We start from the raw sequence: 24,312 nt of genomic DNA, 5'->3' as shown, positions 1-24,312 counted from the left end.
TTAATCATTTCAAGAAAATTTTTATTAAATAAAAAAATAAAACTCATTATTCTCGCAATATATCTTGACTTTTTGTCAACGCAAAAAGCTCCAGTACAAAAGAAATAATCACTCGTAGAACCGCGTATACGGGTACGATCACGATCATACCAACAATACCCCATAAGTTACCAGCTACCATTAATAGTAGCATAATGGTCAACGGATGAATCGCTAATGATTTACCAATAACATTAGGATAAATAAAATTTCCATCAAGTTGTTGCACAACTGTCATTACTATAAAGACAAAAATCATCTGTTTCCAAGATTGCGTACTGGCGACAATTAAAGCTGGTATTACACCAATCCAAGGGCCAATATATGGGACAATATTTGTTATACCAGCCACAACAGCAAGTAACCAAGCATAAGGTTGTCCAATAATCAAATAACCAATAGCCATTGTGACACCAACAAACAACATTTCAATGGCCTGTCCCGAAATATACTTTTCTATGGTGTTATCCATTTTTGTAGTTAATTCAGAAATTTTCTGCGCGTGCCGATCTGGAAAAGCTTTTTTGATGGCAGGTACCAAACGATCACCATCACTTAACATGTAAAATAACACAACTGGAATGGTAACAAGATTAATCGTAACAGATGTGACTGTAGAGACAACCGTTCCCAAAGTTCCTGCTGTAATGTTTAAAAATGATGCGGCATACTGACCCACAGCAGACCTAATTTGGTCCGCATTAACAGATAAATGTAAATTTTCAAACCAGCGACTATTGATAGTTTCTGTTGCAAATCGTTGCATATCTTGTGCGAAACTTGGCATTGCGGTGATCAAATTCGTTATTTCACGAATCAAAGTTGGCACAAGAACAATTAACGCTGTAGCAATAACAGCCAAAAATAAAACAAAAGTGATAATGACCGCAAATTGGTGAGGTATTGATTTCCCAAAAATTTTTATTTTTGTTACCAATTTTAAAATGGGTTTTAATACATAATAAAGAAAACCTGCCACAAGTAGTGGCACAAACACTGTTGAAATAAAAACTGAAATAGGTCGCATCAAAAAATCAAACCCAGATACAATTAGAATTAATACAGCTCCTGCCAGTAACTCTAGTGTCCAAAAAAATAGTTTTTTTAATTTCATATTAGGAAACATTATTTTAAATCCTCCAGTGCTTTAAGTAGTTTATGTTGTACAGTAGGCAAAGATAGTGTTTGCCAATCATTTGGTGATAGATATTTTTGATTTGGCATGTGATCAACCTTTTGTTTCACCAACCATATTTCCCAACGACGATGTGTAAATACATGAATAATTGGTTTAATATTGAGTTGTTGCCCTTCAATATCATCAATACTATTAATTGGCATTAATGGGAACGTCCAAAAACCAGCAAGTAAACCAGTGTCTGGTCTTTGTTCAAATAATAATTGACCATTTTTTTCAGAAATAATTGCAATATATTGCTGTTTTATTGGTTTCTGTTTTTTAGTTTTAACAGGAAAGTTAGCCTCCACATTGTCACGAAAAGCCGCATTAAACGATCGAACTGGTGAGTGGGAACTATCTGGATTTTTAGCAGTCATATAACTTGATCCAAGATCCATAATCGCTTGATTAAAATCTCCAGGATGTACCGGGTCAACAATCGGTAAAATAGCATCATAAAAAATATGACGTGATTTTGTATTCGCAATATCAGCATCAATTTTAAGTAATCGACTAAATACGCGATAAGCATTACCATCAACAGCTGGCACGACCTCATCAAAACTAATAGATGCAATAGCCGCTGACGTATAAGGACCCACACCCGGTAGTTCCTGCAAATCATCTGAACTCTCAGGCCAATGGCCATGTAACTCTTCTACAATGAACTTGGCTGCTTTTTGCAAATTACGCGCGCGCGAATAATACCCGAGTCCCTCCCATAGTTTTAACACTTGCGCTTCGGGTGCGTAGGCTAAATCCTGGACGGTTGGCAAATCAGACATAAATCGCTCATAGTATGGTAAAACCGTATCCACTTGTGTTTGCTGCAACATAATTTCAGATACAAGCACGCGATAAGGTTCATGATTGACACGCCAGGGTAAATTTGCACGCCCCTCTTGATTGTACCAATCAAGTAATGTACGACGAAAATCTTTAATTGTTTGTTCAGACCATATTTCCATATATCTATTGTACCTTAATTTTATGATATTTTAGAAACACTTATTTGTTTAAAAGATTGATTTTTAAACCCATCTAACGTATAATAAGATCTTGTATGTAAAAACATTTGAAAAAGGAGTACCCATCATGGCATTAAAGAAGCCGCTTAATTCATTCGCCCGTGCTCGCAAGGTCGGACACAACTCAGCTAAGAAACAACGCCAAACTGCTATTGCAAAATTGCAACAATGGGCAAAAGGTAAGTCAGAAGAATTGCCTGTAACAAAGTAATTTAATTTGACATAACAAAAACCAGTATTTTTACTGGTTTTTTGTTTACATCTTTATCATTATATTATCATTAAACACATGTTATAATTATTTAAAAAGAAAGGTTGGGTAGCACTTGAATATATCAAAAAAGCAAAAATCAGTTCTTATCATCCTTGTCATCGGCACATTTCTAGGTTTTTTAAATCAAACACTAATGAATGTTGCCTTACCTAATATTATGCATGAATTTAATATTGGTCCAGGATTAGGACAATGGATCACAAACGGTTACATGTTAGTTAACGGTGTCATGGTTCCTCTGACTGCATTCTTAATTCAACGTCTAACCACACGTAGACTTTATCTTACGGCTGTTGGCTTATTCGCAATTGGTACACTTATAGCCGGATTCGCGCCAAATTTCACCGTTTTAATTACTGGAAGAATGATTCAAGCGATGGGTGCTGGCGTTTTTGGCCCACTAATGAACGTCATTGTAATGAATCTCTTTGCACCTGATAAACGTGGTGGCGCAATGGGGTTAATTGGCTTAGCGCTAAACTTTGCCCCTACACTTGGCCCAACATTATCCGGTTTTATTGTGACAAACCTATCTTGGCGATTTCTATTTTTCATCGTAGCACCCTTAATTATTGCCGACTTTATACTTGCTTACTTCTTATTACAAAATATTGGCGAACAAAAGATGCTTAAATTTGACTTTATTGGGGTCGTATTGTCGAGTATTGGCCTTGGTTCGTTACTTTATGGTTTCTCAAATGCTGGCGCAACACCATGGTCTGAATTTACCGTCTGGGGCTTTATTGTTATTGGATTAATTGTGACTGCTTTATTTATTTGGCGACAGTTTTCAACAAAAACACCATTACTTAACATGGCGGTTTTAAAACAACGTGAGTTTGTCATCGCCATGTTAATTAACATTGTCCTAATGATTGCTATGTATGGTGGCGCTCTTATGTTACCACTTTATATGCAGACCATTCGTGGCGCGTCAGCGTTTATATCAGGGCTTGTACTATTTCCTGGTGCCTTAGTTACTGCGTTTTTATCGCCATGGAGTGGTCGTTTATATGACCAATATGGCGTCAAATATCTCACATTAATCGGTATCTTAATTACAGCCGCTGGCACAATTGTTTTGGCCTCACTGACACTAACCACCCCATTATGGTTTGCAGTTATTGGTCAATTTATCCGTCAACTTGGCTTAGTCTTAGTGCTCATGCCTATTCAGACTGAAGCATTTAATGCCTTACCTTTGGCACTAATGCCTGATGGATCGGCAATGTTCACGACAGTCCGTCAAATTGCAGCATCATTTGGTACAGCAGCACTAGTTACTATCATGACAAGATCATCTCTTAGCTATGGTAAAACACATGCCAGCACACTCGATGTACTTATTCAGTTGCATGGTATAAAAATAACATTCCTAACCGCTGCAGCATTAATGCTTGTTGGTGCTGCACTCACCCTACTCTTTAAAAACAAGGCACCAAGAGACTTTATATAAAAAACAGCTCTCATTGCATGCATTAAACTCAAGAAAAGCGATGGTAGTAAATTAGATATATCTAATTTACTACCATCGCTTTTCTATATTTAATTTAAATATCTGCTGCAGCCCAATGATTAATTGGCCCAAACTGATGCCCAACAGCAATTTCATGTTCAATGGCTGCTGTTGTCACATCATGCCCTATTTTAATAGCTGTTGCTACATCTGTGCCTTTAGCTATTTCTGCAGCAATTGTAGCACTCAAGGTGTCACCTGTCCCATTAATATGTGTTGTATCAAAATAGCTATGACGTAACCAAAAATCGCTACCATTTGCTAATAATACATAATCGGCAACCTCAGATTGATTTTCTTGATTATGCCAACCTTTAATGACGACATTTTTCACGCCAAATTTTTGAATATCACGTGCGGCTTCACGTTGCTCAGCCTCTGAATTAATAGTTCGTCCGGTAAGTAATTGTGCTTCAAAAAAATTAGGTGTAGCCACTTCAGCCAATGGTAATAGCTGGGTTTTCAATGCCTGAAAAGCACTATCAGCTAAAAGCTGCGCACCATGTTTCGTTGTGATCACAGGATCAACAACCAATGGCCCAAAATTATAAGTTTTATAGGCAGTAACAACTGTTGCAATTAAATTCGCATCTGAAAGCATACCTGTTTTACTTGCTCGTATTTGAAAATCATCAGCTAAAACTTCAAATTGTTTTTCAATAAAAGGCAACGGTAATGTTTCAGCAGCATGAATGCCAAATGAATTGCCTGCCACTGCAGCAACCAACACGCTCATGCCATATGTTTTTCGAATAAAAAATGTATGTAAATCAGCTTGCATACCCGCCGATCCATCTGAATCAGACCCAGCAATCGTCAAAACTTGTGGAAATTCATTCATGTCAACACACCCTTTATAGATAATTATGATTTACTATATTATATGTCAACTATTGTTTATTTGCTATATTATTCGCGCTTTATTTATCACATTAATCGCAAATTTTTATTTGTGATAAGGTGATCCCTGTTGAATCATAAAAGCACGGTAAATTTGTTCGATCAAAACAAGCCGCATAAGTTGATGAGGCAAGGTTAGCAAACCAAAACTCATTTTCATATTAGCGCGTTGTTTAATTAATGGATCAATCCCTAATGAACCACCAATAACAAAAGTGATGTCCGAATATCCAGAAACTGTTACATCAGCAAGTTTTTTAGAAAACGCTTCTGAAGCTAATTGCTTGCCTTCAATTGCTAATACAATAACAAAATCACGTGGCCCAATTTTTTCAGCAATGCGCCCCCCTTCTTTGGCTATAATTTGATTATTTTGTGCAATACTAGCCTTTTCAGGTGTTTTTTCATCAATTAATTCAATGATTTCCATTTTAGCAAAACGTGATAACCGCTTTGTATATTCTGCAATGCCATCCTTAAGATATTTTTCTTTTAATTTACCAACTGTGATCAATTTAATGTTCATATTATCCTCTATTTTTAAACTTTCTTAACATTATGATGTATCATGCAAACATTTGTATTTAAAAGTTTTCCACAATTATCCACACGAACAAGCAACCAATAAAAGTATCATATCCTTATTATATCAACCATTAAAATGTTCGTATGGTTTTTTATCCACAATTTTAAACGATATTAACATAAATTGTGGATAACTTTTGCAACGCCGTTTGAGGCTATTTATGTCAGAAATGTCTATCTCATTATGACTTATCCACAGTTTTCCACTTTTTTATCCACAACTGTGGATAAGCACATATGTTCCCTTGACAATTCATGTTATTTTAAATATAAACGTTAGTATTTCACTTAATTCGAACATTATCAATGTGTTTTGTCGTCATTTTTATAACTAAATACGTACAATAGCGTAATTATCGACTTTTCATTAAAAAAATATCGATTTTTTCAGTTAAATAGTACTATTTAATAGTTTTTTATATTTTTAATCTATTTGTCCACAATATAATTCCCTTTATCCACATTTCATTGACTCTTGTAAAATTTTATCAACATTTTCAGTTAGTTTTCAACATTTTATGAAAACGCTTATTTCTATACTTTTGTCAACAAATGGTAAAGAAAAAGCTAACACCAGGCGTTAGCTTTCTAATTTTTGCGTTAACTTTACTTTAACCGTTTTCTTATCTTCTTGATGATAATAAGTAATTGTCACAGTATCATTTAAATTATGTTTATACAATTCTTCACGCAAATCTGCTTGACCTGTCACTTCTTTGCCATCAATTGCAGTGATCACATCATATTTTTTCAAACCAGCTTTATCTGCCGGCCCATTTTGAGTTGTGCTCATCACAACAACCCCACCATTAACAGACGTTGGAATTTTCAAGAGCGTCTTTTGATCATCGACTGTAACTGCAGATAGTTCGACAAGGCCAATACCAATGGCAGGACGTGTTATTTTGCCGTCTCTAACAAGTTTATTCACAACATCAACGACTTGATCAGAAGGAATTGCAAAGCCCATTCCCTCAACACTGGTACCAGATGCTGACGATGAAAGCTTCATCGAATTAATACCGACTACCTGCCCTTGGAAGTTAACTAAGGGTCCCCCTGAGTTACCTGGATTAATTGCCGCATCTGTTTGAATGACTGTCGAACCGCCATAATTTTGGCCATTCTCAGAGGTGGATGCTACTAATCGTTTCTTAGCGGATATAATGCCTTCAGTCACTGAAGAAGCATACTCAGATCCTAATGGTGATCCAATTGCCAATACCTTTTGACCAACTTGGATTTTACTAGAATCGCCAAAATCTGCTGTCGTTGTCACAACACTAGGATCTATTTTCAGTACAGCTAAATCAGTCATAGCATCCTTACCTACCAGTGTTGCCGTCACCTTTTTTCCATCGTGCAGCATAACCTGAATCTGGGCCGCACCATGAATAACATGGTTATTTGTTACCACATAAGCAGCATCCCCAGCTTTTTTATAGATAACACCTGATCCTTCAGATGATTCTTGATAACTATTAATACCTGATTTTGAAAAATTCAATACCGAAACAACGGCATCTGAAATTTTACCGTAAGCTGATGTTGCGGTTGCATTTTGAGATATGGTCGTTGTTTTTGTAGCTTTGGTATTAACTTTTTGCGTCGTAGCTTGTAGATTTTCAACGCCACGCTGCCCATATAAAATTGCACCACCACCAATAATACCAGCGATTGCACCTGTTAATATAATTTTTGTTACAGATTGTTGCGCCATTTTAGCCACCCATTAATTGAATTATGTTTATTCTACATGTTAAAAATTAATACTAGATTAAATTATTCCGATAAATTATCACCAGTAAAGGCATTAATTTTCAAAACGTATTTTTCATTACCACTATATGCTTCAAATGCCCATACTGGTAAAAAAATATCGTATCCATTAACCGTCAAGGTTCTATCATAAGACAGATAACCTTTAGACAAACTATCACCACTATCAATCTCATTGTACCGATATAATGAAATAATAGCCTCTTCTTCTGTGATTGTTGCACGATCATCCCGAAGTCGTTCAATGTTAACTAATTGTCGTTTGGTAAAGCCTACAGGTTTACCGCTTTTATTGTACTGAAAAGTCATAATGCCACTGTCAGCAATAACCGGTAGTCCCTCAACACGTTGTGAATAAACACGATCGCGGTTCGTTTTATTCGCCGTCAATACTGGATTAAATTGATAACCAGCACTGTATGTGGACAGAACTGATTCGTCTGAACCCGTGCCATTTTTTTTGAATAAATCTCGCTTAAATTTGGCAAACACGGTGTTTGTTTTTGCCCCAGTAGAAACATCTAGGCCAGCAGGCAAAGACATCTCACGTCTGTCACCATATTGCGCAGCAACATAGCTACTGTAATGCAGAGAAGTGCCAAATTTAGGTAATTTAATTTTTTGCTTTTTCATTTCTGAAATGATATCTGTATTAGCATCTGTTACACGTTCTTGTGATACCTCTCCAGAACGCCACCAATTGAGCAAAAATATATCTAACAAAAAAAACAAAATTAACATTAATATTTTAATTCGTTTAAATTGCATATCTTACTCCTTGATTTTATCAATAATCCTAGTTTAACGTGTTTTTAAAAACGATGACACACTTTGCCAGCCACTGGCTGTTTCAATCATCCACGTTGGTTCCATATTTACAGCCGCTTGACTACCTTGATCAAGCAACCACTGATATCCCGGAGCAATGAAATTGTAGTCTTTCTCCTGTACGCCAGCATCAGACAACTGCTTAATAATCTCTCTTGTTGATGGCAGAACCACATCAGGTTGATTATTTGGTACAGGTACGCCAATTTCATTAAGGGAGTACGTACTAGTCAAATTTCCGTGTTTATCCATTGTCATATGAATAGCGCCAATTTCAGACTGAAAATAAACTGGAAAGCCTTCAACATATGTTCGAAAAGTAATTTTTTGACCATTTTGCTGACTTTCATAAAAGCGTGTGTCAGTAAAGTCTGACTGCAATAAATTAATTTGAGAGAGTCCTGTATTTAAACGATCCACATAAAATTCAGGTAATTTATTTTTTTTATTATGATCTTCAAATGTCACTGTTGCCCAGTTTGGATCATAAACTATTGTTTGATTATTGAGTTTGTTTGAGTAAACTGTTTTATCACCGTCCTGTGTGACATTAAGTTGATTAATTGTTCCTAGAAGAGCAGAAACATACGTTTTAGGATCACGATTATTAACTAAGTAAGAATATACTGGCAATTTAATTTTTTGAAGATAATTAAGTCCTACACGATTATGATAATTTTGAAAATTAATATTCAGACTTTTAGGTAACTGTTGTGCTAGTTGCCAAGCATCATGATGATTTAATTTGTTAACTTTTACAGTTGTTATTTGATTTGTTTTAGTATTCACAAAATAACCATTATTTGAACGATCTAATGCCAATACAAAATAGTCAAAATTAAGATTTTTTCGAGTTGAAACACGCTGATCGTAACGTATATTAAAGTAGGAAATTGGTACGACATCGGAATAATGAAAAATTTGCGCTTTTTTTGTCGCTAAAACTTTTTTTATTCCAGCAATATTAACAGTTTTTGTCTGAGCGTCTGTTAATTGCGCGTCTGTCAACGCATGACGCATTTTTTTTAATTTAGCATCAGTTGCATTCATAACCAACTGTTGCGAGCCATCAGTTTGGTTAACAATATATTGCGTCGGACGAAATATTTCAAGCAGTTGTTTTTCTGGTTGTTGCGCCGTTGACTGGTCAGGTGCTTCATTTTTACCAAATGAACTGAAAATAAATGCTGTTAAAACAACCGAGATAACTAGCGATAGAACGAGTAACCCATTCAATAACACGTTTTGTAAAAACTTTTGTTTATTCCGCATCCCAATCGCCCTCCTCAATGACATCATCATCTACATAGGCAAGTGAAATATAAAAAGTTGAGCCCCTATTTTCAACAGAGTCGACCCAAATACGACCATTAAAGCGTTCGACAACTTCTTTAGAAATTGCTAATCCTAAGCCCGTACCACCTTGTGCACGTGACCGTGATTTATCCACACGGAAGAAACGATTAAATATACTATCTAAATCTTTACGTGGAATACCTAATCCTTGGTCGGAAATGCTTAAAATAGCCCGTGTTTTAGTTTTTATTAAACGTGCTGTAATTGTGCCACCATCAGGTGAATACTTGACAGCATTATTCATAATATTATCAAGAACCTGCGTAAACTTATCTGGGTCGACTTCGACCCACACATCCTCATTTGTAAATTCGCGTTGTATATTATAATTTTTATTTGGCGTATCAGTATTTTTAGCATCACTTTCAATAATCATGTCAAAGCGGTTTAACACAAAATTAAACAAACTATTCAAATTAACGACTTCAAGTCTGACATCCATCGTTCCTTGATCCAGCCTTGATAAGGCTAACAAGTCATTAATCATACGAATCATACGCTGAGTTTCATCTTGCACAACACCCAAAAAATTTTGCGCCATTTCAGGATCGTCAATTGCGCCCTCTGCTAAAGCATCGACATACGATCGCACTGAAGTTAATGGTGTTCTTAATTCATGTGATACATTTGACACAAACATGCGCCGTTCAGAATCAATGCGTTGCTGTTCAGTAATATTATGTAAGACCACTACCAAACCAGAAATAAATCCTGATTGTCGCTTAATTAGCGATACATAAGCTTGCAATAAAATATCAGTACTATCATCTGATAAATCAACTCGAAAATCATCAAGATTTTCTAACATATCACGTAATGTTCGTTTGCCTTGTAAACGTAACAAATCAATCACATTTTGGCCAATAGCTGCTTCACGATCAACACCAACAAAGTTTGCTGCCGCTTGATTGATAATGGTAATTTCACCACGACGATTAGCCGCTAAAACACCATCGGCCATATGAGTCAAAACAGAATCTAATCGGTTTCGCTCAGCGTTGACTGTTTCTGTTGATTCTTCAACACGTGTTGATAATTCGTTTACCGATTGTGCTAAGTGTCCTAATTCATCAGAGCCATAGATATGATTAACCATTGAATAATCGCCACCAGCAATTTTAGTCGTTTGTTCATCAATTTGGGCAATTGGCCGTGTTAATGTACGCGCAAGAAATAATGCTAATGCGATACTGACAAATAAAGCTACTAAGCTAGCAATGACAAATAGGCGCATCACACTGTTAACGTTGCGATATACAGGTAACAAGCTAGCTTTAACAACAACGACGCCAATTATATCTCGCACACGCCCTGTTGTGACGCCAAGAGTTGTCGTCATGAGTTCTTTTCGCTCACCACCTTCACTGATTGTGCGTGATGTTAAAAAAGATTGTTCTCCCGCAACAGCTCTTTGGGCATTCAAATCAGTTGTTTTTTGACCGATTGTTTGTTGTCCAGAAACTGATAAAGTACCACGAATTGTACCTGTTTTATCGATTACCTGTGCTTCTTGAAGGTTAGTGTTATTTAACCCAATTAACACATCTTGAATTGCATGGTTCCCAGCATCAACGTCCCTATTTCTCAATGCAGTCGTAATTTGATCTGTCACATATTTTGGTAAGGTCATTTGTTGTTGAAAAGTCGCTAAATTTTGTTGTTCTATTTGACGTACAAAAAACGCACCCAACAGTTCGAGTGCGATAATCATTAACAACACAAAAACAAGTGTGATGCGAAAACGTATAGATTTAAAAAAGTTAGTCTTAATGTTCATAATTGCTGACGCCTAGCGTCTGTCTCCTTGGCGTATAACAGAGAAAGTATCTTTGTTGTACTAATAAGTAAAAAATGTTTGCTTTACCGGTAATGAAGACATTTACTTACTCTGCGTCAGGACGCAAATAATATCCTACCCCACGACGCGTTGCCAACCAATTAGGATGACTTGGATTATCTTCAATTTTTTCACGCAAGCGACGCACAGTAACATCTACCGTTCGGACATCTCCAAAATAGTCATAGCCCCAAACTTGTTGCAACAAATGTTCACGTGTCATCACTTGACTAATGTGTTGTGCTAAATAATAAAGCAGTTCGAATTCTCGATGTGTTAATTCAATATCTTGTCCAGCCTTTGACACCATATATGCTTGCGGATGTATTGTCAAATCGCCTAGCTCGATGTCGTCGGTATTCACAACAGACTCATCAATATGTTGTGCAACCGCTTTACGGCTACGTAAATTAGCTTTGACACGTGCAACTAATTCACGATTTGAGAATGGTTTTGTGACATAGTCGTCAGCACCCATTTCTAAACCTAGTACTTTGTCAATTTCAGAATCTTTAGCTGTTACCATAATAACAGGTGTTTCTGATTTTGAACGAATTTGGCGCAACACTTCAACACCATCAATCTCAGGCAACATTTGGTCAAGCAAAACAAGGTCAGGCTTTTCTTCATTGAACACTGTCAACGCTTCCTGACCATCAGCTGCTGTTACCACTTCGTATCCTTCTTTGGTTAAATTAAATTTAATGATATCTGAGATTGGTTTCTCATCATCCACAACCAAAATTTTACTCATGGACGTTCTCCTCATATGTTTCTACTAGTTTGTCTATCTCTAAGTATATCATTTTTTTACCATTCTGTAATATTTAACACAAAAAAACTGAATTTAATCAGTTTTATATGAAACCTTATTAACTTACTAACACATTCATGATTAATGTGATCGACGATGAAAACGATTTTTAAATAATGATGAAATTGCTTCATTATTATTCACGCGACGAATCGCTTCGCCAATCAACTCACCAACGGATACAATCTCTAATTTGTCAAACTTTTTCTCATCTGGCAAATCAATAGAATCAGTTAAAATAACTTTTGTGAAAACAGAATTTTGTAGACGCTCAATAGCTGGCCCAGAAAAGACGGCATGTGAAGCAACGACATAAACTTCTTTAGCACCATGTGCCATAATTAATTGTGCCCCTTGCGTAATTGTACCGGCTGTATCAATCATGTCATCAATCATAATTGCTGTTTTACCCTGTACATCACCAACAATACTACCAATTTCAGCTACATTGGGCTTTGGACGGCGCTTATCAATAACAGCAACTGGAGATTCCAACGCTAGCATATTGTTCAGATTACGTGCACGCGTCATACCACCATGATCAGGAGAAACAATTACAGCATTTTGTTTATCAGCAATACCTGATTCAATTAAATAATCAGCTAACAACGGCGCTGCCTGCAAATGATCCATTGGAATATCAAAGAATCCTTGTATTTGTGCAGCATGTAAATCTAAAGCTAAGACTCGCGTTGTCCCTGCACGTTCTAACATATTCGCTACAAGCTTTGCAGTAATTGGCTCGCGTGAACGCGCCTTGCGATCTTGACGCGCATAACCGTAATATGGCAACACAACATTAATTTGATTAGCAGACGCACGACGTAAAGCATCAATCATAATCAACAGTTCCATCAGATTATCATTAACTGGCGCAGAAGTCGATTGAATAACGAAAACATTATCACCACGAATGCTTTCTTCAATGTTAATCTGTACTTCACCATCCGCAAATCGCTTCACAGATATCTCACTCAATGGTACGCCAACTGATTCAGCAATTTTTTTTGCAAGTGGCTCATTTGAGCTTAAAGAAAAAAGTTTCAATTTAGGTTCTGGCATGTCTGGCTCCAAGCATTTTATGTTCATCCAAGTTCATTTTAAAAGCATTCATATTTTTTTGAAATTTCAAATAACCAATAAGCACTTAAGCTGAGAGTGTTTGCAACGCTTTTAATGCGTCATCATAATCTGGTTCCTCTGACACTTCTGGTACAATTTGTGCATACCGCACAACACCTTGCGCATCTATAATATAAACTGAACGTGTGTCAAAACCTTGAGAAGGAATGTAGAGCTTTGTGGCATAGCCAAATGACTCTTGCTCATCTGACAACATACGCAAATTGTGTACCCCTTCCGCTGCACACCAGTCACGTTGCTCTGAAACCGAATTTGTTGAAACTGTTAAGAATTGCACATCTTGAAATTGACCAACGGCTTGATTAAAGTGACGTGTTTGTAATGAACAAGTGCCTGTATTTAAATCAGGTACAACAGAGATTAAAGTTAACTTCCCAACTAAATCAGCCGTCTTAACCTTATCACCATTTTCATCTTCTAACTTAAAGTGTGGCAATGTGTCACCAATTTTTAATGGTTCACCAACTAATTCTGTCACTTCTCCAGATAATAATACATTCATTTTGCGACCTCCGCATTTTTTAATAACATCATTATTCATAGTAAATAAACTATTTATTTACTTGCTTAAGACAAATTTCTCAATTGCTTGTGCGACACCTGATTCATTATTTGTTGCTGTTTGCGCATTTGCAATATGTTTGATATCTGCAATGGCATTGCCCATGGCTACACCAATGCCAGCTTGCTCAATCATCGAATAATCATTAGCCTGATCACCAATGGCCATTGTCTCAGCTTGTTCAATACCTAATTTCTCAGCCAATGCTAGTAACGCATGACCTTTGGATGCATGGCGGTCAATAAACTCTAAATTATTAGCCGTAGAACGAATAACGTTAACATTATCGGCTATATCAGCAGGTACTATAGCTTGAATTGTATCTAGTTCATCACTTTCAGCATTGGCAATAGCTTTAATGAATTCAACTTTCTCTAAAGCCGATTCAGTGTCTAAAACAAATAGTGGTAAATTCACCAAACTATTTTCAAAGCTGGCCCAATGATGAATTCTGTGATTCGTCGTATAAGCTGCATCTTGTGTTTCAACTTGCACATAAGTGTTTTGAATCAACATAAATGCGTTAATCTTTTGAAATTCCTTTACTGATAAAGGCTGACGAAACAAAGTTTTTTCACCGCTTGCTGTTTGCACAAGCCCGCCATTATAAGTAATGACATATTGGTTATTACCTTCAATACCTAATTCTGATAAAATGTCACGAACACCTGGTAAGGGTCGACCTGTTGTAATAACTATTTTAACATCATTTGCTAAGGCTTGTTGGATACTCGATTTTACTTCTGATGTTATTTCTCGTTGATCATTGAGCAATGTACCATCAATATCAATAGAAACAATTTTAATTTTCGACATAATTTAACGTATCTTTTATAATGTCATTTGTGTTTATTTTAAAAAATAAACTTGATGGACAATTATATTTCCCTTCACTACAAAATTAATTACCTATGACATCTAACTTATTACAGAACATAATTATATTATAACAAAGAACACGATTTCAAAACATAATATTTATACATGTTTTAAAATATCAAGTATAAAACTGGCCGTTGTCAGTATCAAGCAATTTTGTTTTTGCTTGAATAAGGATATGATCATCATTAAAATCATTACTACGACTTATTTGAAAGACTTCAGATAGTGTTGCCCATTTTATCGCTTCTACTTCAGATATTTGACGTGTCATATTATCTAAAGATTCATCAATACATACAACATACCGACACTTCTTTAAAAATTGAAGTTGGTTCTTCGTCACAATTAGGTTTAATTCTTCATGTAACTCACGAATCACTGCCGATTCACTTGTTTCACCGGTTAATGCCGATCCTCCCGTTGCTATTGTCCACATACCTGGATCAGTTATTTTTTGAAACGAGCGCTGTTGTAGCAATACATTTCCTTGTATATTAAAGATTAAAGCATTAACTACTAGATGATAATCACCAACGTTTAATTTTTCTCCTCGATGATGTGTACGGCCTGTTAATTCATTTTTTTCGTCATAAATATCCCATAATTCTCCTAATTTATCGGCCCGCTTATCCTTATTCAGCAAATTTCTTACTCCTTTCACAGTATTAAGCTTAAGGACATAAAAAGCGAACTAAGCAAATGCTTAGTCCGCTTTATTTACTAATACATGAATTCATACAATGATTAATAACTAATTAGCATTAAATTACTTCAAAGCTGACCAGTTCCAATCAGTAAATTCTGCAATATCGCGACCTTCGTTACGAGTAACTTCGAAGTGCTTTGCCAATGTTTCATCCATCTTAGCAATGAAAGTATCAGCGGCTGCTTGATTAATCGCACCGTTAGCTGACAAAATTTCGGCAGCTTCTTTAGCTTGATGGAAACGATCCAATTGTGAATACACACGCATGTCATAAGTTGTCGTGATATCACCGTCTTCACGATAACCATGAACATAAACATCACCCTTGAACTTACGTTCGAAGAAGAATGATTCTACTAAGTTTTCATAAGCATGGAAGCCAAAGATAACTGGCTTATCAGCTTGGAAGTACTTGTTGAACTCTTCAGCTGACAATTCACGCTCATCGTTCATGTTAGGTTCTGACTTCTTTTGCAAACGTAGCAATTCAACAACGTTAACATAGCGGAACTTAACTTCTGGGAAAGCTTGGTTAATCAACCACAAAGCAGCTAATGTTTCGATTGTTGGTTCTGTACCAGCAGATGCAAATGTAATATCAACATCACCAGAAGGTGCAGTAGAAGCCCAATCAATGATCTTCAAACCTTCGTTGGCCAATACATCAGCTTCATCAGCAGTAAACCATTGTTGACGTGGTTGCTTTGAAGCAATGATCAAGTTAACTTTATGACGTTCTGAGAACGCACGATCTTGAACAGCCAACAATGAGTTACCATCGGCTGGCAAGTATTCGCGAATGAAGTTAGACTTCTTTTCAGCCAAATGTGTTAACATACCTGGATCTTGGTGTGTATAACCATTATGATCTTGTTGGAATGCAGTTGATGTTGCAATCAAGTTCAATGATGGATAATCATTACGCCATGATTGTTCTGACGCGTGACGCAACCACTTGAAGTGTTGTGTAATCATAGTGTCCACAACACGCAAGAATGATTCGTATGAAGCAAAGATACCAACACGACCAGTTAGTGTATAACCTTCTAACCAACCTTCTGCTTGGTGTTCTGACAATTGCGAATCAATAATACGACCTTCAGGACCAACATATTGATCGTTTGGTTCCTTAACTTCTTCCATCCATTGACGGTTAGTTGTGTTAAAGAGGCTCCACAAACGGTTTGACATTGTTTCATCAGGACCAAAGACACGGAATGAAGTTGGATTTAACTTCATAACTTCTTCCAAATAGTTTGAAAGTGTTGTCATATCCATGTTTTGAGTCACTGCTGCAAACTCATGTCCACGGTTTTCGTTAGTAATTTCGTTGGTGAATTGACGCCAGTCAGGCAAAGTCAAATCTTGTGCCTTAGCACCGCGTGCACGGCCACCATTAGCGATAGGGTTAGCAGACATACGCTTGTCGCCCTTAGGCGCGATAGCCTTCAACTCATCCTTTAGTGAACCATCAGCATTGAACAACTCTTCAGGCTTATATGAGTTCATCCAGTCTTCGAATTGCTTCAATGTTGACAAGTCATTTTGTTCCAAACTCAATGGTACTTGATGTGCACGGAATGAATTTTCAATTGGGTTACCCTTTTGATCATGCGTTGGTCCACCCCAACCCTTTGGCAAGCGTGCAATAATTACAGGCCATGCTGGGATTGTACCATCTTCATACTTACCATTTTCACGCGCATCTTTTTGGATAGCTTGTATATCTTCAATAGCTTGGTCAAAGACATTAGCAGCTAATTCGTGATATGCTGCATAATCATGAATATCATCATTTTCAATGAAGCGTGGTGAATATCCTAAGCCTTCAAAGAACTTTGTAATTTCTTCATGACTCATACGTGAAAAAATAGTAGGGTTTGATATTTTAAATCCGTTCAAATCCAAAATTGGCAATACAGCACCATCGTTCTTAGCTGATAAGAACTTTGTTGAGTGCCATGAAGTCATTGATGGACCAGTTTCAGCTTCTCCATCACCAACAACAGCAAATGCGATTTGTTTTGGATTATCCAAAACTGCACCGAATGCGTGTGATAATGAATAACCTAATTCGCCACCTTCGTGCAATGAACCAGGTGTTTGAGCTGTCATGTGCGATCCGATTCCACCAGGGAATGAGAAACGTTTGAACAAGCGACTCATACCTTCTAAATCTTGTGTGATTTCAGGGTAATCTTCAGTATATTCACCGTCCAAATAGGCGTTAGTAACCATCACTTGGCCACCATGACCTGGACCACCAATATAGAACATGTTCAAATCATACTTGTTGATCAAACGATTTGCATGAGCATACAAGAATGTTTGTCCTGAAATTGTTCCCCAGTGACCAATTGGCTTAACTTTAACGTCTTCTGCTTCAATTGGTGTGTTAGTAACTGAGAACAAAGGGTTGCTCTTCAAGAAGATCATCCCTGCTGACAAATAGTTGGTAGCACGCCACCACTTATCAACGAGTCCTAAGTACTCTTTTGAATTAAAATCTACCATGAGATTTAATACTCCTTATTTTTTGAGAGAATCGTAAACCGCGAACTTTTCTCCGTCATTTACTCTTCAAGTATAACTGATTATCATTTTTTGTTCAAGTAAAAAGCTTGTATTGGTTGCGGCTTGTTTTATTTTTGGTTGGTTATATATAAATATTGGTGCGGTCCAATTATAACGTAATCTTATTATTTATACTATTAAAAAATATCCAAGTTTGTCCTAGTCCTAGTGACTCCAAAAAATGAGATCAAAAATCTAACACATAAAAAAGACATGGCTCTCGCCACGCCTTAAAAGATTAACTCTTGCAGGTTATAATTTTTATTCAGCATCAAGGCTAACAAACGCATTATAGCGTAAATATTTATAATGCAAACGCATAGTAGAAAACTCTAAGGGCGTGCCATCATCCATGAAGAAAATGCCTTCCATAATCCCTACCGGTTCATTCACTTTAAGTTCCAGTAGTTCTCGATCTTCCGAGGTTGATGGTTCAGCCATAATTGTCATGAATGATTTTGTTACTGTGCGATGTTTAGTTTTTTCAATGTACTCATACACTGATCCTGAAACAATTTCTCTATTCAAACCTGGCACAACGGCAATTGGTACATAACCACGTTCAATCATAAATGGTTCACCTGCTAATCGACGTAATCGCTTGATTTCATAAACAAAATCGCCATCATTTAAAAATAATGCTTGTTGTTGCTCCGGTGTCGCGGCTACAACTTGAAAGTCGAGCAATTCAATACTTGGTGCTTGTCCATCCACACGAAAAGAATCCGTTACTCCGAGATTTGAACCTTCATGTTGAAAAATAGCATTATTCTTCAAATAAAGTGGATTGACAAATGTGCCACTGCCACGTTTTTTAAAAATAACCCCTTGTTGTACCAAAACATTCAGCGCACGCTTAATGGATGAGCGCGATACACCATATTGCTCAGCCAATGAACGTTCATCTGGTAATTTTAGATTTGGAAATTCACCTTGGTAAATTTTTTGTTTTAAATCCGCTTGCACGGTTACATAAATTGCTTCTGACATCATGTAAAATAGTATACCATATACTGGTCTGACCAGTAATTATATTGGTGGTGCCAATTTATGGTAAAATAGCATTATTATGGCAAAGAAAAAAATAAAAAAAACACTTCCCGAACAAATAATGGATAAACATGGCGTGACTTATGAACCATTAACACTCAATATTTTGGATAAGTCTGAAAAAGAACGCGACACAATACTCAACACTTACAATGTCAAACACGATGATATTTACAAAACTTTGGCCGCTTCAGGTGATAGAACTGGTCCGCTAATAGCAGTTTTGCCAATTACAAAACATTTATCAATGAAAAAACTAGCCGCAGTATCTGGTAATAAAAAAGTAACCATGTTATCACTTAAAGATCTACAAAAAACAACTGGTTATGTTCATGGTGCTAACAATCCAATAGGTATCTGGCAGAATAAGCACTTTCCGATCTATATTGACACCACGGCTAAGAACGCTGAGTACTTTTTAGTTAGTGGCGGTGAACTCGATCGTTCAGATAAAATTAACCCAAATGACATTGCAGAATTAATCAATGCACCTTTTGTAGACTTATTAGAACATGATTAATATTTTAATTTCTCATATCATCTGGTGGTTTATTGTCCCTGTTATGAGCGCCTACCTGATGAGTCTAGTATCTTCATTCTTCACAAATTTAGCAATACGTCACACCTCTTATAAGTTGGTTGCAATTATTGGCTTTTGGGGCGTCGTTATTCATGAATTAAGTCATTTACTCGTTGCCCTGATTTTTCACCATAAAATTACTCACTTTAAATTATGGCAAATAACTGATGATGGTGTCTTGGGTTATGTTAACCATACCTATAATACTCAAAGCTTTTATCAACGTTTAGGTAACGTTTTTATAGGTTTAGCACCTATATTTGTTTTGACCATTATTTTTTTCATTCTAACTCAATTGACTTATGACTCATTTTGGTCCATTTTTGGTATCATGTTTTTTCTACCCAGTTTTATTTTAGGATTCAATCTTTCTAAAGCTGACTGGCTCAATTTTTGGTACGGTGTGCCTTTCTATCTCATCAGCATTATTATAGTTTCAGCAATTGAATTTGCAATCAAAAATATACCTATTCTTTTTTAATATACTATTGACTACGATACAAAAAAAGTGAGAAAATATCTCACTTTTTTTATTACCAGCCAGTACTGCCATTAGGTCCAGCATTAGGATCATCTCGAAACAATGGTGCCATTGGACTAAATTTAAATGTTGGTTTATTAAACATTAACGTTGCTGTACCACGTGCTCCCGCACGGTTTTTTTCTAAAATTATTTCAATGGGTACAGCTTCTTCTTCATCTCTCGGATCACTGTTACCTTCATCTTCGCCACCCTCATTACGATAATAATCATCTCGATATAAGAAGGCAACGATATCAGCATCTTGTTCAATTGAACCAGACTCACGTAAATCAGACAACACTGGTCGTTTATCGGTTCGCTGTTCAACGCCACGACTCAACTGTGCTAAAGCCAAAATAGGTGTATGTAATTCTTTTGCAAGCTTTTTAATTGATCGTGAAACTTCCGAAACGGCCTGTTGCCGACTTTCTTTGTTATTAGATTCAATCAAACCAAGATAATCAATAATAACCATGCCTATTGGATGTGGATTATTAACGCGTTGATCTGATGTCATATCATTAACGATATCTTTTTCCAATTTACGTAATTTGGCACTAATTTGATTAATTTTAATACCCGGTGTATCGTCAAGATAAATTTGCATATTAGCTAAAGATTGCATTGCCAACGTCAATGATTGCCAATCTTCTTGTGTCATTTTACCTGTTGTTAAATGGTTAGAATCAATGGCACCTTCCGCAGCTACTAAACGCGTCACCAAGTCTACAGCGCCCATTTCTAAACTAAACACGACTACCGGTACTTGTTCAGATTTAGCAACATTTTTTGCAATATTCAAAACAAATGCCGTTTTACCAACAGCAGGCCGAGCGCCAAGCACAACCATCTGATCTTCTCTAAAGCCATGTGTTAGTTTATCAAGTTCTGGATAACCCGTTGCTAATCCAACCACATCGTTATCATTTTCAACGGCATTATCTAAATTAGCTTGAAATTCTTGCAAAACATCTTTGATTTTTTGAAAATCGTCATCCCCACGATTTTCAGCTAGGCCGTCTAAGTTACGATTAAGTGCATCTAAAATATCTTCACTTGGTTCTGACGCATCGTATGCTAATGACATACTTCTTGTTAATGTATCAATCATACGACGCAAGATCGCTTTTTCACGCACAATGTTAGCATAATGTTTAAGGTTGGCAGAAGAAGCAGATGATTCAGATATTTCTGCTAAATACGCCATGCCACCAACATTATCAAGTTGTTGCATGCTATTTAACTTGTCTTGCAATGTCAACATATCAATTGGCCGCTGTTCATCAATTAATTGTTGCATAGCTTTAAAAATGGTTTGGTTCGCTTGTCTATAAAAATCATCCGATTCTATAATTGCGTTCGCCTCAACCATGGCATTGTCTGACTTAACATCGAAAAAAATAGCACCGAGCACCGCACGTTCCGCATCAACATCTTGTGGTACTTGCCTATATTCGTATGAGCCCGGATTGTCCATATTTACCCCTCACTGACGTGAACACGTAAGTTTGCTGTCACTTCACGGTGCAATTTTAGCGGTACATCTGTATATCCTAGCGAGTGAATAGGTTGATTTAATACTAGTTTTCGCTTATCTACTTTGAGCTGTTTTTGATCTGCCAATGCTGTCACAATTTGTTTTGTTGATACTGCACCAAATAAACGGCCATCAGTGCCTGATTTACCTTTTAATTCAACAACAAACTTTTCATCTTCAATTTTTGATTTTAGTGTTTGTGCCTCAGCTAGTGATTCTGCTGCAGCTTTATCTTCGGCTTTTTGGCGCCCTTTCACAGCGCCTAAATTCTTTCCCGTAGCCGGTTCCGCTTTTTTATTTTTAATCAAAAAATTATTCGCGTAACCATCAGGTACTTCTTTAATTTCGCCTTTCTTACCACGGCCCTTAACATCTTCTAAAAATACAACTTTCATATACTTATCCTCCAAATTTATTTCAGTCAACATCAATACATTTGCAAACTTAACCTATTAAATAAACTATTGTTCCTCAATATTTTCTGTTAAAATATGCTGCAATTGTTCTGTTACTTCTTCTGTAGTCATGTCTGAAATTTGTGTCGCGGCGTTAGACAAGTGTCCACCACCACCCATAGATTCCATAACACGTTGCACATTGTGTTGACCTGTGGAACGTGCCGAAATACCTACTCGACCATCTACACGTTTTGTAATGACATATGACGCTTCCACACCACTTATTTGCAAAAGTTCATCAGCAGCTTGCGCTGTAATCAGACCAGAATAAGTCATATTATTTTCACCTGTCACAATAGCACTACCTGTATGGATCACTGCTAAATTAATGAGGTGAGTTCTTGCCTTAAAGTCTGTAAACTTTTCCTTCATAAAGGATTGAATCAAATTACTATCTGCACCATTCGCACGTAAGTAGCTCGCAGCATCAAATGTTCTCGTCCCTGTTCGCAAGGTGAAGTTTTTTGTATCAATTTGAATACCACCAAGCATCGCAGTAGCCTCTAATTTAGTTATGGGCGCATGACTTTGATCTTGATATTGTAACATTTCAACAACTAATTCAGATGTTGACGAAGCATACGGTTCAACATAACTTAACAAAGGTTTTTCAGCCAATCCCTTTTCAGCCAAACGATGATGATCAATAGCAACAACCCGATTCGCCATTTTTTCCAACAAATGTGGTGCACTTGTAATAGCTGCGCTTGCATGATCAACCAAAATTAGTAACGTATTGTCTCTTACCAACTTTAAGGCACGCGACTCGTCAACAATGGAATCATTAATGTTTGATCCTGGTGCTACAATATCTGGCGGATTTTTACGAATTTCTGCCAAAAGTGATGTGATATCACTATAAACTGTTTTTTCGTCGATAATTAAAAATGCAGCTTTATTTTTAGTTTGTGCCATACGCCAAATACCAAGGCCTGCACCAATAGCATCCAAATCTGGTGTTGCATGTCCAACAATCATAACATTATCAGATTGTTCCATTAACTCAGCAACGGTTTGAGAAATCATCCTTGCCCGCACCCGTGTCCGCTTTTCCATTGGGTTCGTTGCGCCACCGTAAAAACGTGCAGCTGTCTGATTGGAATTGACAACGACTTGATCACCACCACGTCCTAAGGCCAGATCTAAATTAGTTTGCGCCATTTTAGCTAGACTAATGATGTCTTGCTCCCCATAAGCAATTCCCATGGACAATGTTACGGGGGAATTCTGTTGCGCTGTTGCTTCACGAATGGCCTTCAAAATTGAAAATTTATCTTTTTCAGCGGCCGACAATGATGTTTGATAACCAAACATGACATAATGGAGCGTATTCAAACGTCGTAAATAAATATGATGTTTTGCTGCCCAATCACCCAAAGCACCAGTGACATAAGTACGTAATGTTGACGTTTCCGATTCACCCATACCTTCAGTAACTTCTTCATAATTATCCACTGAAATTAAACCACTAAACAATTGATGATCTTCATATTCAGTTGCAATAGCAGCATATTCACTAATGTCCATCATGTAAATAACACGTAAATTCTGCTGTACATAAAGTGAAAATTGTTTATTTTGCCATGTAATTGTATTCGTTTCTTTCGCATCCGAATAGTTTTTAACATCAGTAGCTAAACTTTGATCCAAGTCAGCAAGAGTCATACCTAAAACATCACGCTTATCCAGATATGCTTGCATATAAGGATTGATCCAATCAATTTTTTCAGTATCATTTAGTAAAATAATACCTATAGGCATACGAATCAATGCTTCCTGTTCACTACGAGAAATACGATAACCCAAACCAGAAAGATATTCCTGTGCGTTTTCATTAACTTCTTTTAACGCTTGTGTCGAATAAACCAGACCAACAACAACAACAATAACCCAAATTAAACCAAATACCAAATTATTCATCAATGCAAAAATACCACTCATGACACTCACGAAAAGTAACAATAATGTCACCGTGCCTAATTTTGAATTTTGAAAAAAAATAGGTAATGTTTTAAAATTAAATAGTTTTTTCACAAGTAACCTCAGTGTCTTTATATATCATTAACATTTTAGTGTCGCCACTTAACAATGTATCATACGTTCTATTTTACCACAATTGAAGTTTTTCTAAATAAACAAAAAACTCAGGTAGTTACCTGAG

General features: G+C 36.6%; 22 protein-coding genes. 4 read left to right on the top strand and 18 right to left on the bottom strand.

What is annotated here, in order from left to right; all coding sequences use genetic code 11:
• Positions 1 to 46: 46 nt before the first annotated feature.
• Both LEGAS_RS01560 and mutY read right to left on the bottom strand, forming a co-directional pair.
• Positions 47 to 1,165 carry an AI-2E family transporter gene (locus LEGAS_RS01560; RefSeq protein ID WP_013231207.1) on the bottom strand — a complete coding sequence of 373 codons (1,119 nt, stop codon included), beginning with the start codon at positions 1,163 to 1,165 and terminating at the stop codon, positions 47 to 49.
• Positions 1,165 to 2,187 carry an A/G-specific adenine glycosylase gene (gene mutY, locus LEGAS_RS01555; protein WP_010387378.1) on the bottom strand — a complete coding sequence of 341 codons (1,023 nt, stop codon included), beginning with the start codon at positions 2,185 to 2,187 and terminating at the stop codon, positions 1,165 to 1,167. Before mutY ends, LEGAS_RS01560 begins: the two co-directional genes overlap by 1 nt.
• Positions 2,188 to 2,314: 127 nt before the next feature.
• Here mutY and LEGAS_RS10015 point away from each other — a divergent pair, with 127 nt between their 5' ends.
• On the top strand, positions 2,315 to 2,458 hold the full coding sequence (locus LEGAS_RS10015) for a hypothetical protein (RefSeq protein WP_010015935.1): 144 nt from the start codon (positions 2,315 to 2,317) through the stop codon (positions 2,456 to 2,458).
• Positions 2,459 to 2,573: 115 nt separating this feature from the next.
• Complete coding sequence (locus LEGAS_RS01550) at positions 2,574 to 3,977, top strand: MDR family MFS transporter (protein ID WP_013231206.1); 1,404 nt, start codon at positions 2,574 to 2,576, stop codon at positions 3,975 to 3,977.
• Between the two features lie 94 nt (positions 3,978 to 4,071).
• Here the strand turns inward: LEGAS_RS01550 and thiD are convergent, their stop codons facing one another.
• From thiD to LEGAS_RS01485, 13 genes are all read right to left on the bottom strand, one after another.
• The gene (thiD, locus tag LEGAS_RS01545; RefSeq protein ID WP_010390500.1) at positions 4,072 to 4,878 is read right to left on the bottom strand and encodes a bifunctional hydroxymethylpyrimidine kinase/phosphomethylpyrimidine kinase; all 807 of its coding nucleotides are present in this window, start codon (positions 4,876 to 4,878) and stop codon (positions 4,072 to 4,074) included.
• 105 nt (positions 4,879 to 4,983) lie between these two features.
• Positions 4,984 to 5,463 carry a 23S rRNA (pseudouridine(1915)-N(3))-methyltransferase RlmH gene (gene rlmH / locus LEGAS_RS01540; RefSeq protein WP_013231205.1) on the bottom strand — a complete coding sequence of 160 codons (480 nt, stop codon included), beginning with the start codon at positions 5,461 to 5,463 and terminating at the stop codon, positions 4,984 to 4,986.
• A 639-nt stretch (positions 5,464 to 6,102) separates the two neighbouring features.
• Positions 6,103 to 7,242 (bottom strand): S1C family serine protease, encoded by a 1,140-nt coding sequence (locus LEGAS_RS01535; RefSeq protein ID WP_010390074.1) that lies wholly within the window; start codon positions 7,240 to 7,242, stop codon positions 6,103 to 6,105.
• Positions 7,243 to 7,304: 62 nt separating this feature from the next.
• Complete coding sequence (yycI, locus tag LEGAS_RS01530) at positions 7,305 to 8,069, bottom strand: two-component system regulatory protein YycI (protein WP_013231204.1); 765 nt, start codon at positions 8,067 to 8,069, stop codon at positions 7,305 to 7,307.
• Positions 8,070 to 8,102: 33 nt separating this feature from the next.
• Positions 8,103 to 9,401 carry a two-component system activity regulator YycH gene (gene yycH, locus LEGAS_RS01525; RefSeq protein WP_013231203.1) on the bottom strand — a complete coding sequence of 433 codons (1,299 nt, stop codon included), beginning with the start codon at positions 9,399 to 9,401 and terminating at the stop codon, positions 8,103 to 8,105.
• Positions 9,391 to 11,262, bottom strand: a complete 1,872-nt coding sequence (gene walK, locus LEGAS_RS01520) for a cell wall metabolism sensor histidine kinase WalK (RefSeq protein ID WP_010390083.1) — start codon at positions 11,260 to 11,262, stop codon at positions 9,391 to 9,393. Before walK ends, yycH begins: the two co-directional genes overlap by 11 nt.
• A 106-nt stretch (positions 11,263 to 11,368) precedes the next feature.
• Positions 11,369 to 12,076, bottom strand: coding sequence for a response regulator YycF (gene yycF / locus LEGAS_RS01515; RefSeq protein WP_010015944.1), 708 nt, complete (start codon positions 12,074 to 12,076; stop codon positions 11,369 to 11,371).
• Between the two features lie 141 nt (positions 12,077 to 12,217).
• A complete protein-coding gene (locus LEGAS_RS01510) occupies positions 12,218 to 13,198 on the bottom strand; it encodes a ribose-phosphate diphosphokinase (protein WP_013231202.1) in 981 nt (326 codons plus the stop codon).
• Positions 13,199 to 13,283: 85 nt separating this feature from the next.
• On the bottom strand, positions 13,284 to 13,781 hold the full coding sequence (gene tpx / locus LEGAS_RS01505; RefSeq protein WP_010390087.1) for a thiol peroxidase: 498 nt from the start codon (positions 13,779 to 13,781) through the stop codon (positions 13,284 to 13,286).
• Between the two features lie 57 nt (positions 13,782 to 13,838).
• Positions 13,839 to 14,657, bottom strand: a complete 819-nt coding sequence (locus LEGAS_RS01500) for a Cof-type HAD-IIB family hydrolase (RefSeq protein ID WP_010390089.1) — start codon at positions 14,655 to 14,657, stop codon at positions 13,839 to 13,841.
• A gap of 181 nt (positions 14,658 to 14,838) precedes the next feature.
• Positions 14,839 to 15,366, bottom strand: a complete 528-nt coding sequence (locus tag LEGAS_RS01495; RefSeq protein WP_010390090.1) for an NUDIX hydrolase — start codon at positions 15,364 to 15,366, stop codon at positions 14,839 to 14,841.
• 123 nt (positions 15,367 to 15,489) lie between these two features.
• Positions 15,490 to 17,943, bottom strand: a complete 2,454-nt coding sequence (locus LEGAS_RS01490; protein ID WP_013231201.1) for a phosphoketolase family protein — start codon at positions 17,941 to 17,943, stop codon at positions 15,490 to 15,492.
• 321 nt (positions 17,944 to 18,264) lie between these two features.
• Entirely contained in the window at positions 18,265 to 18,993 is a 729-nt protein-coding gene (locus LEGAS_RS01485) for a GntR family transcriptional regulator (protein ID WP_013231200.1), read from the bottom strand.
• A 79-nt stretch (positions 18,994 to 19,072) separates the two neighbouring features.
• Here LEGAS_RS01485 and LEGAS_RS01480 point away from each other — a divergent pair, with 79 nt between their 5' ends.
• Positions 19,073 to 19,573: an aminoacyl-tRNA deacylase gene (locus tag LEGAS_RS01480; protein ID WP_013231199.1), complete on the top strand. Its 501-nt coding sequence runs from the start codon at positions 19,073 to 19,075 to the stop codon at positions 19,571 to 19,573.
• A complete protein-coding gene (locus LEGAS_RS01475; RefSeq protein ID WP_010382936.1) occupies positions 19,566 to 20,114 on the top strand; it encodes a metalloprotease family protein in 549 nt (182 codons plus the stop codon). The genes LEGAS_RS01480 and LEGAS_RS01475 overlap by 8 nt, the downstream gene beginning before the upstream one ends.
• 52 nt (positions 20,115 to 20,166) lie before the next feature.
• Here the strand turns inward: LEGAS_RS01475 and dnaB are convergent, their stop codons facing one another.
• From dnaB to LEGAS_RS01460, 3 genes are all read right to left on the bottom strand, one after another.
• Positions 20,167 to 21,633 (bottom strand): replicative DNA helicase, encoded by a 1,467-nt coding sequence (dnaB, locus tag LEGAS_RS01470; protein WP_013231198.1) that lies wholly within the window; start codon positions 21,631 to 21,633, stop codon positions 20,167 to 20,169.
• A 2-nt stretch (positions 21,634 to 21,635) separates the two neighbouring features.
• Positions 21,636 to 22,088, bottom strand: coding sequence for a 50S ribosomal protein L9 (gene rplI, locus LEGAS_RS01465; protein ID WP_013231197.1), 453 nt, complete (start codon positions 22,086 to 22,088; stop codon positions 21,636 to 21,638).
• Between the two features lie 66 nt (positions 22,089 to 22,154).
• Positions 22,155 to 24,185, bottom strand: a complete 2,031-nt coding sequence (locus LEGAS_RS01460) for a DHH family phosphoesterase (RefSeq protein ID WP_010382942.1) — start codon at positions 24,183 to 24,185, stop codon at positions 22,155 to 22,157.
• Between the last annotated feature and the right edge of the window lie 127 nt (positions 24,186 to 24,312).

Origin of the sequence: Leuconostoc gasicomitatum LMG 18811 (genome assembly GCF_000196855.1) — a bacterium.
In the GTDB taxonomy this organism is placed as follows: domain Bacteria; phylum Bacillota; class Bacilli; order Lactobacillales; family Lactobacillaceae; genus Leuconostoc; species Leuconostoc gasicomitatum.
The sequence above is the reverse complement of the archived record's forward strand: the minus strand, read 5'-3'. Positions and strand labels throughout refer to the sequence as shown.